This is a genomic window from Vibrio sp. 14G-20 (assembly GCF_026241515.1).
Taxonomy (GTDB): Bacteria; Pseudomonadota; Gammaproteobacteria; order Enterobacterales; family Vibrionaceae; genus Vibrio.
This window is the reverse complement of sequence record NZ_JAPHPW010000001.1, coordinates 300749-316964: the sequence shown is the minus strand read 5'-3', so window position 1 is coordinate 316964 and position 16216 is coordinate 300749. Positions and strand designations below refer to the sequence as shown.

Genomic DNA, 16216 nt, shown 5'->3' with positions numbered 1-16216 from the left:
GCTAGGTACCTGAATTGGTTTGGATATGAGTAGTTAGGGTCCGAAGACCCTAACTCAGTCTTAATGTTTAGCTTTCGTGTAGGTAACAACGAACAAAGTGGTTGTCGGCTAATTGAGTCACACCCGGTAGTTGCTCTTTACACTTGTCCATCGCGTGAGTACAACGGCCTGCAAACGGACAACCTGCTGATACTGGTGTCCAAAGTGGAATCTCACCTTTGTTACCTGCCAATTGTTCGTGGATCGATTTCTTAGGATCTGGAACGGCAGAAACCAGTAGTTGGGTGTAAGGGTGTTGAGGGTTAGCAATAACGTCGTCGGTATCGCCCCATTCCACCATGTGACCGACGTACATAACTGAAAGATCTTCAGCAATGTAACGAGCCGTTGCGATGTCGTGAGTGATGTAAAGCAGAGACATTTGCTTCTCAAACTTCATCTCTTCCATCAGGTTCAAAACACCAGCACGAATTGAAACGTCTAGCATTGAAGTTGGCTCATCAGCTAGAACAACCTCAGCACCAACCGCGATGTTACGTGCTAGGTTGACACGTTGACGCTGACCACCAGACAGTTGGTGAGGGTACTTTTTCGCTGTTTCTTTTGGTGGGATCAGGCCCACTTGCTCTAAAAGATCGTAAACGCGTTCTTCTAGTTCTCTCTTATTGCCCGGAGTTACCTTCTTGTGGATCAGCAGTGGTCGAGCAATGTGGTGGAAAATATTGTGTGTTGGGTTGAGTGAACCAAACGGGTCTTGCCATACCATCTGCACGCCTTCACGGTAATGCATAAGATCTTTTCTGCTTGAGATCTCTTGGATATCACGGCCTTTGTATTCGATCGTACCGCCCGAAGGCGCGTACATTTTTGCGATCATTTTTGCTGTTGTTGATTTGCCTGAACCAGACTCACCAACGACAGCTAGACCGCGGCTTTTGTACATCTTGAATGACACATCGTTAATCGCACGCATCATTGGGGTTTGAATTGTGGTACTGCTTATTGGGAAGTCTTTTACGACATTCTTGCCTTCTACCAATAATTGACCGAAATCTTTGCTCATAATTGTCTCCAGAATCCTTATTCGCTTTGCTTGCATTTCGGCGGTCGAGCCGCCTTATTCGTTATTCACGCTGAATCAGCGTGCAAGCTATAGCTTCCTTTGTACTATTGGGTCACCGTACAGGTGGCAGTTAGACAAATGCCCCGGGTCGATAGAACGCAGCTTGGTTGGTACCTTGGTACACGTTTCATGTACACGGTCACAACGAGCTTGGAAACGACACCCTTCAGGAATCTCTAACAAGTTCAGAGGGTTGCCCGGAATGCCCGCTAGTTTTGTCTTTGGCCCTGTTAGTGGAGGGAAAGAACTTCCCAGCCCTTTGGTATAAGGGTGGTAAGGGTTTTCTAGAATATCTTGAGCATTAGCAACCTCGATAAGTTCACCTGAATACATGATGCCGATGCGGTCAGAGAACTCGACCATCAATGATAAGTCATGGGTGATGAACAGAATCGAGAAGCCAAATTCTTCTTTCAGTGCATAGATCTTTTGTAGGATTTCGCGCTGAACAACCACATCAAGCGCGGTCGTTGGCTCATCCATAATGATCAGCTTTGGATTCAATGCTAACGCGATAGCAATAACCAAGCGCTGACGCATGCCGCCAGAGAATTGGTGAGGGTAGTCACTCAATCGGCTTGGGTGAATATCGACAATTTCAAGTAAACCTTCAGCGCGTTGCTTAGCTTGCTCACGAGTCATGTTGGTGTGACGCATAATTACGTCACAGAACTGCTCTTCCATTGGTAATACTGGGTTGAGTGCGTTCATCGCACTCTGGAATACCATCGACATCTCGCTCCAACGGAATGCTTGCATACGGTCATCACTGTATTCAAGGATGTTCTCACCATTGAAGATAACCTCACCACCACTGATGTAAGCGGGCGGCTTATGCAGACGCATAAGAGAGAAAGCAACGGTTGATTTACCACAGCCAGACTCACCAGCTAGGCCGAATACTTCACCTGGAGCAATGTCGAAACTTACGTTGTTACACGCACGAACATCGCCAGACTCTGTGATGTAATCCACGCATAAATTGCGGATAGAAATTAGTGGTTCAGACATGATTATTTATCTCCGCTCCAAAGTGCATTTTGTGGTGGTAGTTCTGGTTCACGTTCTTCTTTGTCTTGTGCTGCTAATTTCTTCCAACGCTTCATGCCTTTGTGAGAACGCAGTTGCGGGTTGGCAATTTCATCGACAGCGAAGTTAAGTAGAGCAAGACCAGTTACAAGTAGTGTCAGTGCGATACAAGGAGCCAATAGTTCCCACCAAGCGCCAATCAGCATTGATGAAGAGGTTTGAACGTTGTAAAGCATGATGCCCCAGCTGATTGTGTTCGGGTCACCAAGACCTAGGAACGAAATCGTTGCTTCCATCATGATTGCGTACATCACCGAACCGATGAAGCTCGCGCCAACGATAGAGATAAGGTTTGGAAGAATCTCTACGAAGATAATACGGAATGAAGATTCACCCAGAACTTCAGCGGCTTTTACAAACTCTTTTTCGCGCAGTGCTAAGGTTTGGGAACGAACAACACGCGCACCCCAAGCCCAGGACATAAAGCCGATAACCAAGGTTATGGTGAGTGGCCCTGCCTCACCGATAAAGGCTGCAACTACGAACAGTAATGGGTATTGAGGAATAACCAGCATGATATTCATTGCGGCTGTCAGAACATCATCGACACGGCCGCCAAAGTAACCCGCAGAAACACCGATCACTGTTGCGAGTAAACATACGGTAAGACCTGCACCAAAACCTACAGCAAGAGATACGCGTGCGCCGTATACCACTTGTGACCAAACGTCACGACCCATACGAGTTGTCCCCAGTACGTGGTCTGCCTTCTTAGACATTATCAATGTACGACGATCGTCTGCTAGGTTTTGAGCAACCCAGCCATCAGGGTTAGTTTGTGCAGACTTAACCACGAAGCCAGGGTATTCGTGTGGATTACCTGTACGTTTGTCTGGCACATGTTTTGTGATCAATGGAGCCGCAATAGCACCAAGAATAAAAATACTTAGGATGATGACGCCTGTTAGGGCCATCGGGTTACGCCAAATGAGTTTTAGAATATCTTTCATGATTATTTACCACCCTTACGAAGACGAGGGTCAAGAACAACGTAAAGCATGTCTGCAACTAAGTTAAAGAACAGCATGAATAGCGTCATGATAAGCAGTTGACCTTGCAGTACTTGGTAGTCACGAGCGTTAATTGCGTTGAAAAGTACGCTGCCAAGACCAGGGTAATTAAAGATGATTTCGATAATCAACTGACCACCGATTGCCATACCTAGTGACATCGAAAGTGCCGTCACACTTGGTAGCATCGCGTTACGAGCTGCGTAGTTGAATACTACTCGGTTTTCGCTCAAGCCTTTGCCTTTCGCCATGGTGATGTAGTCTTCAGCTAGCAGGTTGATCATGTTGTTACGCATGTTTACTAGGAAGCCACCAATCTGAACAATAGATGCACATAGCAAAGGTAAGAAGGCGTGGAAAGCGACATCTTTAATGAATGCCCAGCTTGTCCAATCCGGAATCGTACCTGCGGTATAGGCGTAGCCGGTTGGGAACCATTTCAAGCCGATTGCGAAGGTAAACAGCGCAATCATGGCAATAACAACTTGAGGAACAGCTTGGAGAATCAGCATCCCTGGAGTTACAAATGCATCGTATTTACTGCCGCGTTTCCATGCTGCGAAAATACCTAGGATTGAACCAATAGAGAAAGAAAGAATAACCGCTGTGCCAGCTAAGAAAAGCGACCAACCGAATGCACCACCCAGCAGTGTATTTACTGAAAGTGGGTAGAATTGGATTGATGTACCAAGCTCCCAGCTAAGAATGTTCTTCATGTACGCCACGTATTGAACTAATAAGCCGCCATCAACGAAGCCTAATAATTCTTTCATTGCAGCAATACGTTCAGGAGTAACTTGAACAGAAGCGTTCGCAAACATCATGGTAACTGGGTCACCAGGCATTGCTCTTGGAATAATAAAGTTTAACGTCGCTGCAACTAATAGCGCGACAAAATAAAATGACAAACGTCTTAAAAAATAACCCATAACTCACACCTTACTCACCCAGATTGTTTCCCTGTTTCTGGATTCAGGTCGCTCCTAGCGAAATTTGGAACGAAAAACCCCCTGACGACTAGCGCCATACTTTCAATTGAGAGTGTGGGGATTTTTATAAGCGGCGTAAGAGGTTACGCCGCAAAGATTGAACGATTACCTATTTAACTGGTTTTAGGTCCAGTACATGAAGTAGACGCTCTGGAATACCAGCCCAAATGTTTGGGCGGCCTTTTGGATTTTCTTCGTTCCACCAACCAGTGAATCGAGTTGTGTTGTATTGGTACATGTAAGCACCAGACATCACAGGGATTGTCACTTGGTCTGCAGCGATAATTTGCTGGATGCCATGTGCAATATCTAGCTGTTCGTTCTTGTCAGCTGTTTTGTAGAAGCTGTTTAGAAGACCATCTAGCTTGTCGTTTTTGTAGAAGTGCATAGCGAAACGAGGCATACCATCACCAGATTGTAGTGATGAGTTGTAAGCACTGTTCCAGTACGTGTATGGATCCGCACCGTGGAAGTAGTTTGTGTATGCTACGTCGTATGTACCTTCAAGCATTGCTTGGTTGTAAACAGAGAAGTCAGGCGTACGAGCTTTCGCTTTAATGCCGATTTCGTTTAGCTGTTCTACCGCTAGTTGAACTGTGTTGTTGAAGTCAGTCCAGCCATTTGGCGATTGGATCATTAGTTCGAAAGACTTACCAGATGGAGTATCAACAAAACCATCTTTGTTTACATCTTTGAAGCCAGCGTCAGCAAGAAGCTTCTTCGCACCTTCAGCGTTGTAAGTGTTGAAGCCTTTGTACTTGTCATGAGTTTTTTCATCAGACCAAGCTTCAAACGCGTAACCAAGACCCGATGCGAAATCGTTCACAGTACCGCCGCCGTAGAATGCGATATCGATGATAGTTTGACGGTCAAGAGCCATAGAGAAAGCACGACGGAATTCAACGTTGCTCAATGCTTCATGCTTCGCAGCATCTGGGTGCTTGAAGTTAACTATGAATGCTTGTGTGCCTGCTGGCGGGTACCAGTAATGGTGTTTCGGGCTCGCTGCTGCGTATGTACGGTCGATATCTGGAACGAAAGAAGATGTCCAATCCATCTCACTGTTTACAACTTTACCTAGGAACTGGTCGTTGTTCGCAATTTGTGGAACACGTAGACAGTCAACATCTAGATTGTCAGCATCCCAGTAGTTCGGGTTTTCACACTGAATGTAAAGTTGAGCTGTAAACGTATCGATTTCTGTAAATGGACCAGAACCCACTGGATTTTCATTAGTGAAAGTTGATGGGTCTTTAATGTCTTTCCAGATGTGCTTAGGTACTACTGGTACTTTAGCAATCTCATAAGGTACGTTCGAGTTTGCTTCTGTTAGGCTGAATTTAACTTGGTGATCGTTCAGCTTTTCTACAGAAGTTACCCAAGAGTTGATACCAGACTGGTCAAGCTCTGGCTTCTCTTTTACAAGGTTGAAAGAAAAAACAACATCATCAGCAGAGAAAGTTTCTCCATCAGACCATTTAACACCCTTACGAATGTCGAAAACAACGCTCATCAGATCATCTGACATCTTGAAGTTTTCAGCTAGACGGAACACTGGAGTGTTACCGTGCATTTCGTTAAATACTACTAGCGGCTCATACATGAAGTCAGTTGTAGTATGTAGGTTAGTAGCACCAAGGTACGGGTTAAAGTTACGTACGAATGTAGTGTACTCTTTCGGGTGAACGGTCAGTTCGCTGCGTTCTGCAGCAGTTGCTACTGATGCAAAACCTGTTGTAGCAGTTGCAATAATTGCTGTTGCTAGTGCTGTTTTTTTTATATTGGCAAGCATAGCTGTTCCTTACTATTTGCTTTCATTTCACTAATGGATTGAATGTTATCTGTCGCTAATTGTTTAGTAGATACACACTCTAGTTAAAGGCCTACCTCTTCTTCGTTGCTCCAGATTCATCGTTGATTCTGAGAAGTGGTAAGAGTGGCCTGTAGGCCTTTGGCAGGAGTAAGAAAACACCTTATCGATGAATTAATCAAACTCGTTTCCCGTCAAAAACGTTAAAAATACACAGCCCCACGTCATTAACGTCAAAATAGGGTGGTTTGATGGTTTTTTGTGCGTAATTGTTAGAGTGATGTGACTCGCAGTTGAATTTGCAGTGATACTTATTTGTTAGTGCTTACTTACTTGAATTGCACTTTATTATATGGGTTTGTTTGGTTTTTATGTAATTGTAGATCTTGGTCACTTGCTAATTTCACGTTAAATTTCTCTAGAAAATTAAATCTGCCGTTCTGTTGTGACTCGCTTCTCAAACTGCAACAAAGAGTAGGGGAATAGTGAAATGCAGCCAAGAATAAGCTTAAAAATAGCGGTTGAACTGGTGATTGTTTAAGCTTGAGCAACGTGTCATTTTGCTTGTTTAATATCGTGAAAGAAGTGTATTTGAGTAGACGTTATTGTGCTTTATCGCAAATGATACTCACAAAAAAGCCCACGCTAGGTGGGCTCCATGATTCACAGCGTTGTGATCTTACTTCAAGGTTAACTAGTCAGTAGCTTCTGTAGTTTATCCCTTAGCATCTCAATATGAGTTCTTTCTGGTGTTTGTTCTTTACAGTGCTCAAGTATGAATTCGATTGAGCTTAGCACCGTTCGCCAGCGAGGCGTTTTCGGTAGGGTTTCGACGCGTAGGTATTTGTCTAGCGTTCGAGTTTGCAGGGTGCTGCGGTCTAAATAGACGCGCCACAAGCCACTCTTCTCGGCGAAAGCAAACTTGGTTTCCCCAGTCACCGATTCCCAGTAGATGATGGCATTAGTCATTACATCGACTAGTACTTCACGCATCAGCTCTTGTTTGTTTTTACCTTCACCGCTCGCTTTATCAGCAAGGCGAGTAAACTCACCGCCAAGTTCCTTGAGCTGCTGTAGTTTATCTTTGTCACCTTCAAAGGCGTAGCTTGAAAGTGCCTCAACCGCGGTTTCAAGATTATTAACTCGGTTTGAGTTAATACCACCACCCACATTAAAGATATACATGGTGTCGAGCCCTGAGCCTTCAGGTAGCTTAAGGATGTCACTTGGTATGCGCTGACGTGTGTCATCTATGTAGATATCAATATCACCACAGTAATGGGCTTGTTCCACTTTAAGATATTTAGGCGCTATAATCTCGTCGGCCATTGAGCGCTTAAGTTGCTCTTGCCCGCGCCTAAATAGTTTCGCTGCCGCTTCGTTGGCGAAGCGAATACGTTGGTCATCACGAATACAGATAATGGCTTCAGGGGCTGATTCTAGTTGTTCTAGCAGTCGACCTTGAGTTTCCAACAGGTTAGCTTCAACCATGGCGCGGTGTTTGAGCTCCAGTTGCAGTTGGTCATTCTCAAGGCGTCTTTGCTCGGCTTTACTTGCTGATAGATGCGCTGTGATTCGAGCGGCCAGTTCCTGTTTGTTAAACGGCTTGGATAAGTAATCGTTGGCACCTGCTTCAAAGCCACGAACACGGTCTTCTGCTTGATTAAGAGCTGTGAGCATGATGATTGGCAATTGTGCATGATCGTATTGCTTACGCAGTGCTTCACAAACCTGATAGCCGCTCATACCTGGCATCATGATATCGAGCAGAAGTAGCTCTGGTTTCTCTTTCTCGATTAACTCGATGGTTTCAGGGCCGTCACATGCGGTACGAACTCGGTAACCTTCCAATTTTAAGAAGCTGTCTAGCACGCGCAGGTTGACCGGCTCATCGTCAGCAATCACTAACAACGGACCATTAGGGTCTTCATTGATAACACTGTTTTCTTGCTGAGAGTTATCAATTAAATCTGGCGCTTGGAAATGTGAGTAGCTCCCTGATTCATTGTAACTATCCAATTCTTCTTGGGTAGCTAGAGGTAATGTGAAGCTGAATGTGGTCCCAAGCATTGGTTGACTACTCACGTACAACGAGCCGCCCATTAGTTCAATGAGCTGACGGCTAATGGATAACCCAAGCCCTGCACCTTGGCGATAGTTACTTGAATCTTGGCCTGCTTGAATCAGTGGTTCAAAGATGTGTTCTAGGTATTCTGCTGGGATACCTTGGCCTGTATCGACAACTTGTACACGAATGTTGTCGTCGATAACGCTTGCTGAGATAACAATCTTGCCTTCGGATGTGTACTTGATAGCATTGCCAACCAAGTTATACATGACTTGCTCAAGTCGTTGAGGATCGGATGAAACGAGCCCTAAATCACTCGGCACTTGGTTAATGATACGGATTGGCTTGTTACCTAACAGGTGATGAGATAACTCAAGTACCAAGCTGGTGGCAGCAGACAAATCAACGGCTGATTTCTTAATGTCCAAGCTGCCATAGCGCATTTTGTGGTAATCGAGCAGGTCATCAACCAAGGTTGCCAATCTCTGACCACTATTGATGATGATATCCAACTGGTACTTCTGGTTGGCAGGAATAGGGCCGTTGGCACCAGATATTAGTGCCTCTGCGATACCAACCATGCCATGCAGTGGTGTTCTGAGCTCATGCGAAGTCGTCGCCAAGAATTCATCTTTCAGTTTATTGGCAAGCTGCAACTCTTCGTTTTGCTTTTGAATGGTCTTAAGGTTGTCCTCTAGTTCATCGTTTTGGCTCTTGATCAGCTGCATCTTTTCACGAATCGATCGCTGCATTCTTTCGAAACTCACCGCCAAGCGACCTATTTCATCTTTGCGTTCTGTATTGATCATGGTTTCATCAAGATCTCCCGCCGAGACTTTCTCAGCAGCCCACGTCAGTTTAAGTAGTGGGGAAGTGATAAAGTTAGACAGATAATGCGATGCGACAAACACAAGAATGATCGCTGTTAGCATAACGATCACGAAGATCTTTTCTAGCTGATGAATACGAGCAAAGGCTTCTTTTTCTGGAAGTTCCACGACCAAAGCCCATGTTGCGTATTTAAGATCAATAGGAGTGTAGGCCGCGATGATCGCTTGATCTTGAGTGTTATCAAACGTCCCAACGGCTGTTTCTCCGGCAAGTGCCTTATCGACAACATCCAAACTCAAATTAATCGACTCTTGAGAGTGCGCAAGGCTGCGAGGCAAGTGATCGTCACCAACCAAAAGGGTTTGAATATTTGAGCGCTTATTTAAATCGGCGATCAGCTTAGTAATGCCGTTAATCGGTAGTCTAAACATCGCATAACTGTGTAGATAGCCCTGTTGTACGATAGGCGCACCTAACCATGCGGTTTGTTTTCCGTCTTCGTCTTTAAAGTCGGAAACAATAACGGGCGTGTAATCTTCGTTGGATTTACGTTTGTCTTTGACGTCTTTTGCTAAGCGTTGAAAGGTAATACCGAGATTTGAATCTTTGTATTTTCCAGTCAGCAAATTGGTGCCATAATCGTCATTTTTAAACACCGAATAAGCCACATTGCCGTTAATATCAACCAATAAGATATCGTCAAAATCGGAGCGTTTCAGCAGCTCTAGGTAAGCGTTATGGTAGCGCTTGTGCAGCAGACGATAACGTTCACTGCCTATAAAGCTGCTAGATTCTGGAAGAATCGATGTTTTAATTTGATCGCCGGAGCCTTGGATGTAGCGTTGCTGAGCATTGCTGCGTGCCTCGTCAATATCTAAACCGAGACGCTGGAAGGCGTTGATCAAACCATAAAAGCGTCCGCCACTGGCATTGGCCAATTCTGAGCGAACAAAGCCCATGACTTGGGATTCTTGAGCTTGCAGGTAATCGACAATTTGCTGTTGCTTAGTATCACGGACCGAAACAAGGTGTGAGGTGCTTTGTTCCTGAAGATCCTGACTGTGCGATTGAAGGAAAAATATCGCGATAAGTGTCACTGGGGTAATACTGAGGACAAGAAATGCCAACATTAGGGTATTTTGAAGGCGCTTAAACTTCTGCTTACGATAGAATCTAAACATAAATTGGGTACTACTTTCCTTTGATGTACTGCTAAAAGGGGCGAAAACAAGTACAGAGAATAGAATTAACGGGTTCCAATTTAACGAAATTAACGAGTTTTTTTACTTTGACAAGTAAGTGGTCTTTAAAGCGTGTGCAAAAGCTCATTTTTATAGAGTTTTGACAAAAACATGAGCAGACAGCGCAGATAATGACCCTGCGCTGTGCTAGATAGGTTATTTGTTTGCGTGATAGATCGCGAATTTAGTGGTCTTATTTAGAGTCGCGCATTTTCCAAACGCCTGTTCAATAATTGGAATATATTTTAAGAAACTGTTCGCAACAATAATCATCTCACCAGAACGCTTCAAATGCTTAGGAGCCTGAGCAAGTAAGGTTTCAGTCGCGCTGTAGCTAGTGTCCAAACCTGAATGGAATGGTGGGTTACTGATGATGAACTGGTAGTCTTCTGCAGTATCAGAATAGACATCTGAAGCGAAGACTTTACCCGTTAAACAATTTGCTTCTAGCGTCGCTTGGCTTGATGCGACGGCAAATGCACTGATGTCGCACATTTCTAGCTCGATATCAGGGTTGCGAGATACCATTACTGCGCCCAGTACGCCTGCACCACAGCCAAAGTCGAGTACTTTGCCTTTTAGTTTTGGAAGAGTATCAAGCAGAAGTTGGCTACCAACATCGAATTGACCATGACTGAAGACGCCAGGCAGGCTTTTTACCGTCAGAGGTTGGTCATCAATGTTAACAGTGTAGGTCTTAAACCAGTCTTGCAGGTTGAAAGCTTGTGGCTGTTCGAAGCATTGGCCCCAGTAGAAAGAGCAACGACGTGCTGAATCGTATTTAACGACTTTGCCGTAAGGAGCAAACATCTTCTCGATGCTTTTCACGCCTGAACGGTTCTCACCAACCACGACGATCTCGGTATCTTTGCCTAGCTTGGCAAATAGCATCGCCAACAAAAATTCTGCTTCCGCTTTGGCTTTCGGCCAGTACAGCATCACTAAGTCAGCTTTGGTCTCTTCGGTAAACTCTGAACCGTAAAAGCGTTGGATGCTGCTATAACCTTCAAGCTGACGGTAGTAGCTGTAATTAGAGGTGAATACAGATACAGATTCACAATGCTTGGCTAACTCAACAGGGAACAAGTCTTCTGCCTCTCCTGCAACTAAAACATGTTTGCCTTCAAAGTAGGCGAGTTGGCGTTGAGCAATCTGGCTTGGGGCAATATAAGCTGACATAGGACACTCTGTTGAATCGTTAGCAAAAAATGAGGGCGGATTTTCGCATAATCCGCCCAAAGCTTGAAGTGTTTAATACTCGTTCGGCAAGTAAGTGATTGAAGAGCGGTTTAACTCTTGTCTTGCTGATTTAAAAAGTCCTTAAACTCTTCATCGTAGATGTTGAATAGGACAATGGTAATCGCAAAAATCAGTGGGCCGTAGATAAGACCAATTAGGCCAAACAGTTGAATACCGCCCAATAGTGAGAAGAAGATCATTAGGGTATTCATGCCTGCACTGCCTTGCATTAGCAGCGGACGTAGCAAGTTATCAATTGAACCAACAATCGCTACACAGTAAACCGTTAGGAAAATCGCCCACGTGGTATCACCAGTTAGGAACAAGTAAGTTGCTGCTGGGATCCAGATTAATGCGGTACCCACCACAGGGATGAAAGAGGCAAAGCCCATCATAGTGCCCCAGAAGAGTCCTGGGAAACCGGCAATCCACATACCTAAACCGCCCGCAAAACCTTGTGCTATTGCGGTTAAGAATGAACCCATTACAGCTGATTTTGATACTTGCTCTATCTCTGTTAGAAGTTTGTCTTCTTGGCTACGAGACAGCGGAAGAATATGACGAACCACACTGATGATTTTGTCGTGATCTCGTAATAAGAAGAACAAAACAAACAGCATCAAGAAGAAATCCATCAAGAAGTTGGTCGCATCACCAAGGATTTTCGCACTGATACCAACCAGTTTTGAACCAAAGCTGGTCGCAAACTCACCGACTTTCTGTGCGATGGCTTGAGGCTCAATGTTGTCGAAAGGCAGGTAGTTATTCACAAACGACAACGCTTTGACCACCAGTGGGTGAGCAAACAGAGTCTGAATGCCGCCGTGTGTTACCCATTGGTAAGTATTTTGAGAGAACAGAGAACCTTGCTGAACAATTGCTGCGAATACTGCCAATAAAGGGATAACAATAATGAAAGTCAGAATCACACAAGACAGCAGAGAGACGATGTTTTCTTTATTTGGGAGCTTTTTTTCAAGCCACTCATGGATTGGGAACATCAATAGTGAAATGATAAAGGCCATCACGATTGAGTTGACGTACGGCTCGATAAGCAGGTAACAAGCATAAGCCGCCGCAAGTAGGGCAATGATGATCACCCAGTGGCTGGTATTGATTTTGAGTTTTTCTGACACGTTAATGGTCTCTATATTTGCGTTCTGAGTTTATAATGGCTGCAAAACAGAGAGTTAGCAATGAGGAGTTTTGATAATGGGATGCTGTAATAAAGATAAGAAATGCCAAGACGAAGAACAGCAAACAAAAAAAGAGATCCCTTGGTTCAGAATGTTCCTTGGTACCTTGATGTTGTTGGTTTTCCTTTTCTGGGAACGTTAATCGCTTTTAGCTCAGCTTTAGCCTTAATCGACGGCCAAAAAAAGCTGTCATGTTTGTGGCTAATGAACGCTATGTATAAAAAAGGGCTGCATTTAATGCAGCCCTAAATTCAATCGGTTAGCGACTTATAAAGTGCTTTCGACTATTTGCTCTCAGCAGCGATGATCGCAAGAGAGCGGTCAGCAGCTTCTAGTGTTGCATCCAGTTCTTTAGAACCATGAGCAAGAGAAGTAAAGCTTGCTTCGAATGCTGAAGGTGCAAGGTAAACACCGTGATCTAACATTAGGTGGAAGAAGCGCTTGAAGCGTTCTACATCACACTTAGTTACATCTTCGTAGCACGTCACAGTTTCTTGATCTGTGAAGAAGAAACCAAACATACCGCCAACTTGGTGAACTAGCATTGGGATGCCGTGCTTGTCAGCAAGTTGCTTGAAGCCTTTTGCCAACTGCTTAGTTTTTGAAGCTAGACGCTTTTCGTTGCCTTCTTCTCGTAGAAGGTTCAAACATGCGTAGCCAGCAGCCATTGCAACAGGGTTACCTGAAAGCGTACCTGCTTGGTAAACTGGGCCCGTTGGTGCGATGTATTGCATCACGTCTTTACGACCACCGAAAGCACCCACTGGCATGCCGCCGCCAATCACTTTACCAAGACACGTTAGGTCTGGCTTGATGTTGTAGTAAGCCTGAGCACAACCTTCAGCAACGCGGAAACCTGTCATTACTTCATCAAAGATTAGCAATGCACCCTCTTGGTCACAGATTTCACGTAGACCTTCGTGGAAGCCTTCGACAGGAGGGATACAGTTCATGTTGCCCGCTACTGGTTCAACGATGATACAAGCGATCTCGCCTTTGTTTGCTGCGAAGATTTCACGTACTGAATCTAGATTGTTGAAGGTTGCTGTTAGCGTTAGTTTCGCAAAATCAGCAGGTACGCCAGGAGAGCTTGGTTGACCTAAAGTCAGTGCGCCAGAACCAGCTTTTACAAGTAGGCTGTCTGCGTGGCCGTGGTAGCAGCCTTCAAACTTAAGAATCTTGTCACGACCAGTGAAGCCACGAGCAAGACGAATCGCACTCATGGTTGCTTCTGTACCTGAGCTCACCATACGTAGCTGTTCCATCGATGGAACCATCTCAGATACAAGTTCAGCCATTTTGATTTCAGTTTCGGTTGGAGCACCGAAGCTAAGGCCGCGTTGAGCTGCTGCAATCACAGCATCACGAATAACAGCGTGGTTGTGACCAAGGATCATTGGACCCCAAGAGCCAACGTAGTCGATATACGCTTTACCATCAGCATCAAAAATAAGTGGGCCGTCAGCGCGTTCAACGAAGATTGGAGAACCACCTACGCCATTGAATGCACGAACTGGAGAGTTTACGCCACCAGGAATAGTTTGCTGTGCTTTTTCGTATAGCTCTGCTGATTTGGTCATTGATATATCCTCTTTTGACTGTCGGACCAATTGGCACGCATTGTACCTATCCAAAATCCAAGTAGGAATGCTTTCGCCCAGATAATCACCCGAATCTGGTTGTTTTGTGTGGTTACACGTTTTAATTGTTAGATATTGGCGAGTTTACAGCGGTAAAAGGACCGATCCGGTGGTGAATACTTGAACGTTTCAGTCAGGTATTAGATAATCATCAGAATATAAGAAAATACTCAACAACTATGGTCTCGAATTAGATTTGTATCATGTTGTTTTTGACACAGGTAAGAGAGGTTGTCGTGAGCGAAGTAAATATCCCATTGTCTTTTTCTGATGCAGCAGCTACCCGCGTACAAACGCTAATTGCTGAAGAAGAAAACCCAGAACTAAAACTACGTGTATATATTACAGGTGGTGGTTGTAGTGGTTTCCAATACGGCTTCACATTTGATGAAAAAGTAAATGATGGCGACACTACGATTGTAAACAGCGGTGTAACGCTAGTTGTTGACCCTATGAGCCTACAGTACTTGATGGGCGGCATGGTTGATTACACAGAAGGCCTAGAAGGCGCACGTTTCTTTGTGAACAACCCGAACGCGACAACAACATGTGGTTGTGGCGCATCATTCAGCGTCTAGCATGAGTTGAAAATAGCTTGAGCTCAAAGCTGCATTAGATACATTTCAAACGCCGAACTTATGTTCGGCGTTTTTTTTTACCTAGTAACTTATTACTTTTCAAAGCATTCCTCTCATTTTTAGTACACGGCATATTTTTTAAACTGTCGATAGCGTCCAACTTCGTTTGGTTTTGGTCTGTTAAGGTTACCTATGTGTATCAGGAAGTTGCACATGACAGTGTTAAGCCATTTAGCGCGTCTTAATCACATCGGACAAAAGGATTTGTTATGCCCACTCTATTTTCTAACTCACCACTTTTTCAGAAATTGAAGCAGCCATGGCTGGTTTCTCTGACTCTAGTTGTGTTGTTGTCTATCTGGCTTGGGTTAGGCGCAGGGCAAGCAGAAGAGTCACCTGAAAAAAAGGCGACAGAAATCCCGTTGGCTAAGGTTTCCTTTCAAACATTCACTTCATCACCGACCTTTAAAACCATTGATTTATACGGTCGAACGGCGCCCGATAGGCATGCTCGATTAGGAGCGGAAGTTGCGGGCAAGATTGTCAGGTTGAACGTTGTGAAAGGCGATGCGGTTAAAGCAGGGCAGGCTATTGCTCAGATCGATAAAGGTGATTTGGAAATACAGTTAGAGCGAGCATCGGCTTTATATCGTTTGAAGCAGAAAGAGTTCAAAGCGGCGCAGTCACTTAAGAAAAGAGGTCTGCAAGGTGAGATCGCCTACACCACAGCAGAGGCATCCTTAACTGAAGCTAAGGCCATGATGCGCAATGCGGAATTGGCTTTAAAGAATACTGTTATTACCTCGCCTTTTTCGGGTGTGGTTCAAGATTTGAAGGTCGAGTTGGGTGATTTCGTTGGTGTTGGAGACCCTGTAGCTGGTGTGATTGACCTTGATCCTTTGGTTATTGAGGCCGATGTCAGTGAACGCCATATCCAACACCTGTTAGTCAATCAATCTGCTTTGGTTCGCTTGTTAGGGAGAGAAGAGGCGGAAGGGCGCTTGCGTTATGTATCTAGAATCTCCTCGGCCTCAACCAATACTTTCCCTATCGAGATTGAAATCGATAACTCCGATGGTCTGTTACCTGCGGGTGTCAGTGCTGAAGTAACCCTCAATCTAGAAACAAGAGACGCAATCAAGATAACACCGGCGATGCTGGCATTGGATGAGGCGGGTAACCTCGGGGTCAAAACCTTGGTCTCTGCTAGTGACTCACCAACGGTGAAGTTTGTGGGCATCCAATTAGTAAAGGCAGAACAAGATGGAGTGTGGCTCACTGGGCTGGGTCAACGCGTCGATATCATCACCGTAGGCCAAGGTTTTGTGCGTGATGGTGATTCTGTGATTGCTGTTGAGCAAGGTGCTGAACCCTCTAACGTAACCGCTGAGTAGGAGATTGC

General features: G+C 44.8%; 12 protein-coding genes. 3 read left to right on the top strand and 9 right to left on the bottom strand.

The features are described from left to right. Positions 1 to 67 precede the first annotated feature (67 nt). The 8 genes from OQJ75_RS01445 to OQJ75_RS01410 all read right to left on the bottom strand — a co-directional run bounded on the left by OQJ75_RS01445 (position 68) and on the right by OQJ75_RS01410 (position 12536). Positions 68 to 1063, bottom strand: coding sequence for an ABC transporter ATP-binding protein (locus OQJ75_RS01445; RefSeq protein WP_017063264.1), 996 nt, complete (start codon positions 1061 to 1063; stop codon positions 68 to 70). A gap of 87 nt (positions 1064 to 1150) precedes the next feature. Further along, a complete protein-coding gene (locus OQJ75_RS01440; protein WP_009847564.1) occupies positions 1151 to 2134 on the bottom strand; it encodes an ABC transporter ATP-binding protein in 984 nt (327 codons plus the stop codon). A 2-nt stretch (positions 2135 to 2136) separates the two neighbouring features. Then, on the bottom strand, positions 2137 to 3162 hold the full coding sequence (locus tag OQJ75_RS01435) for an ABC transporter permease (protein WP_009847563.1): 1026 nt from the start codon (positions 3160 to 3162) through the stop codon (positions 2137 to 2139). A gap of 2 nt (positions 3163 to 3164) precedes the next feature. Further along, positions 3165 to 4151, bottom strand: coding sequence for an ABC transporter permease (locus tag OQJ75_RS01430; RefSeq protein WP_010436046.1), 987 nt, complete (start codon positions 4149 to 4151; stop codon positions 3165 to 3167). A gap of 169 nt (positions 4152 to 4320) precedes the next feature. Continuing rightward, the gene (locus tag OQJ75_RS01425; RefSeq protein WP_016768984.1) at positions 4321 to 6003 is read right to left on the bottom strand and encodes an ABC transporter substrate-binding protein; all 1683 of its coding nucleotides are present in this window, start codon (positions 6001 to 6003) and stop codon (positions 4321 to 4323) included. A 708-nt stretch (positions 6004 to 6711) separates the two neighbouring features. Beyond that, the gene (locus OQJ75_RS01420; RefSeq protein ID WP_265970583.1) at positions 6712 to 10101 is read right to left on the bottom strand and encodes a response regulator; all 3390 of its coding nucleotides are present in this window, start codon (positions 10099 to 10101) and stop codon (positions 6712 to 6714) included. A 216-nt stretch (positions 10102 to 10317) separates the two neighbouring features. Next, positions 10318 to 11340 (bottom strand): 16S rRNA (guanine(1207)-N(2))-methyltransferase RsmC, encoded by a 1023-nt coding sequence (rsmC, locus tag OQJ75_RS01415; RefSeq protein WP_265970582.1) that lies wholly within the window; start codon positions 11338 to 11340, stop codon positions 10318 to 10320. Between the two features lie 110 nt (positions 11341 to 11450). Then, the gene (locus OQJ75_RS01410) at positions 11451 to 12536 is read right to left on the bottom strand and encodes an AI-2E family transporter (protein WP_004734536.1); all 1086 of its coding nucleotides are present in this window, start codon (positions 12534 to 12536) and stop codon (positions 11451 to 11453) included. A 76-nt stretch (positions 12537 to 12612) separates the two neighbouring features. Between OQJ75_RS01410 and OQJ75_RS01405 the strand changes: the two genes are divergently transcribed. Next, entirely contained in the window at positions 12613 to 12738 is a 126-nt protein-coding gene (locus OQJ75_RS01405) for a hypothetical protein (RefSeq protein WP_004734537.1), read from the top strand. Between the two features lie 142 nt (positions 12739 to 12880). Here OQJ75_RS01405 and hemL read toward each other — a convergent pair whose 3' ends face one another. Next, positions 12881 to 14176 carry a glutamate-1-semialdehyde 2,1-aminomutase gene (gene hemL, locus OQJ75_RS01400; RefSeq protein ID WP_010436060.1) on the bottom strand — a complete coding sequence of 432 codons (1296 nt, stop codon included), beginning with the start codon at positions 14174 to 14176 and terminating at the stop codon, positions 12881 to 12883. 296 nt (positions 14177 to 14472) lie between these two features. On the opposite strand from hemL, the gene erpA reads away from it, so the two are divergent. Then, positions 14473 to 14814, top strand: a complete 342-nt coding sequence (erpA, locus tag OQJ75_RS01395; protein ID WP_004734539.1) for an iron-sulfur cluster insertion protein ErpA — start codon at positions 14473 to 14475, stop codon at positions 14812 to 14814. A gap of 269 nt (positions 14815 to 15083) precedes the next feature. Beyond that, positions 15084 to 16208: an efflux RND transporter periplasmic adaptor subunit gene (locus tag OQJ75_RS01390; RefSeq protein ID WP_265970581.1), complete on the top strand. Its 1125-nt coding sequence runs from the start codon at positions 15084 to 15086 to the stop codon at positions 16206 to 16208. Positions 16209 to 16216 lie beyond the last annotated feature (8 nt).